This window comes from Candidatus Thiothrix phosphatis (assembly GCF_035668035.1).
Lineage (GTDB): Bacteria > Pseudomonadota > Gammaproteobacteria > Thiotrichales > Thiotrichaceae > Thiothrix > Thiothrix phosphatis.
In genome coordinates this window covers 1-2,045 of sequence record NZ_JAYMYJ010000107.1, presented here as the reverse complement: position 1 = coordinate 2,045, position 2,045 = coordinate 1, and the positions used below count along the sequence as shown (strand labels likewise).

The following is a 2,045-nucleotide window of genomic DNA, read 5'->3' as shown; positions in this document are numbered from 1 at the left end:
CTTCGGCGGGGATTTCGCTGCGCAGGCCGCATTCGATCAGCGAGGTCTTGCCGGTACCCGATTCCCCATAAACCAGCAGCACCCGGCTATGATAGAAACGGGCGTACAAATCGTGGATTTCGTTGTCGCGCCCGAAAAACAGGCTGCGATCCCCCACGCCGTAGGCATCGAGAAACTTGAAGGGGGAACGCTGCTGCTCCGTTGCCGCACCCACCCCAGCAAACAGGGTGTCCAGGCTTTCGTGCTCATCCATCGTGGCTCCTCAGACCAGCGCGGACGGCGCGGTGTCGCCAAACATCTGCAACAGGATGGTCAGCTCTTCCGCCAAATTGGCGGCCCGCTCGGAATCTCCGCTGCGAAAATTTCCACCATGCTTGCAGGCCGCGTACTCGGCCTGATCGGGGTTTTTCATCCCGTTGTAGAAGAAAATATCGGGTGCCTTGCCGGCCTTCGCTTCATACACCAGCAGCGGATCCAGGTTGAGATGGCGCCCGCTCTCGCGATGGCTGAGGATCACGGCATGGGAATCGAGGGGGAAGGTCTGCTTGTTGCGGTCGCCTTCGAAATCGCCCGAATTGCCGATCAGCTTCATCAGGCGGTGGCGGAAGACAGGCTCGTGCCGGCGGCGTTTCTCGACGTCGATTTCGCTGATGAAGGTCAATTCATAATCCAGCAGAAACTCCAGTGCTTCCAGTACGGTTTCCAGGTGCTCCTGTGCGCGACCGCAGAGATCCTGAAATTCATGGGCGTGCATGACCTTGATCTTGTCGTGGCTGAGTCCGTTGCGCAAGGTGAGCAGTTCGCCGAGCGCCTTCACCGCCCGGCTGTCGGCCGGCGGGGGATCGAAAAAGAAGCGTCCCATTTCAGGGATCAGAACCGTTGCCTGCGGTTCTGTCAGCAGCCAGCGGAGACTTTCCCGAGCCAGGTGCAGCCAGGTTCCCCAGGCGATGCGCTCGAAGCGCGGCCGGAAATCGGCGCGCAGCGCGTGCGGCGGAACGTGCCCGGTCGATTCGGCAAAGCTCCGTGCCTGGCACAGGTTCACGACCCCGAGAAAGCGCGTGATGGCTTCACCGGTGCTCAACAGATAGCGGAGCCGGTTCGGGCCGGGGTCCAGGCATTCGTCGGTACGCAACCTGACGAACATGGCCGCCACGGGATACGGAAATCCATTGATGACTTCGCGAGCATAGCGGTCTTTCATCGAAGCACCCTAGCAACAAGACGATGGTCGAGAGAATATAGGTGAGGCGCTGGGTTTCCAGCGTGCTGGCGGTACGGATGGCATCTTCCAGTTGCGAAACGCGGGTGTGCAGGTTCTGGATGGTATCACCAACGCACCAGCGGGTTTCCAGTGCGGCCCGGAAGGCACGCACGTCGGCCCATCGCGAACCAACGTGATAGTCCTGGGTTTTGTGCAATCCACGGTTGGCTGCATCAGAGTGCGGATAGCCCGTTCCGTGCAATCCGTGGTTGGAAAATGTCATGGTACATACGGCGTGGCAGCCAGGTCGAAGGTGGGGCAAAATGGCTGGATGGCAACTTTCGGCCAGGAGCCGACGGCGGAGATTCTTCTCCAAAGCCGACGCTGACCCTGAGCAATCAACCATAACCGGTCAGTCGGCTGGGGGGATGTCAATTTCCGATCCTGACCGAGCGCTATGCTCCGGAAGGCAGTCAGCAGGTGTAGGATGGTGTCGGTCGGGAACCGGCCAGGAAACGACCTTCATGCCAACCGTGTCGACAGTCGGCTTCTCGGCCGAAGCCGACCTTGGATACCGGCTAGGATCAGGCGGCAATTTACTGCTTACCGGTCAGTCAGCGGCTAAGGGTGTCCATTAGCCTGTCGTGTCGCTGATGAAGGGGCGACTCAAGACTTAGCTTGGCTATTTCAGTCGGCTGGTCTCTCGCACCTATTCATCGTGGCTTGCTTTACAAAAAATTGTGGATAAACCAGAAATTGGACGCGAATCGCCTCTGGTAGACGGATTCGGGGCGTTGGTGCACTATTAGTAATTGCTAATATTCAATGAAACTGGATTCCTCGT

General features: G+C 58.7%; 2 protein-coding genes. Both read right to left on the bottom strand.

The features are described from left to right. Positions 1-253, bottom strand: a 253-nt coding sequence (locus VSS37_RS11200) for an ATP-binding protein (RefSeq protein WP_324695249.1), incomplete at its 3' end; no start/stop codon positions are given. A gap of 9 nt (positions 254-262) precedes the next feature. Then, on the bottom strand, positions 263-1,201 hold the full coding sequence (locus VSS37_RS11195; RefSeq protein WP_046536856.1) for a hypothetical protein: 939 nt from the start codon (positions 1,199-1,201) through the stop codon (positions 263-265). Positions 1,202-2,045: the final 844 nt, after the last annotated feature.

Excerpts from the sequence above, each read along its gene's own strand:
- VSS37_RS11195 (WP_046536856.1), bottom strand. The coding sequence starts at position 1,201 with ATGAAAGACCGCTATGCTCGCGAAGTCATCAATGGATTTCCGTATCCC.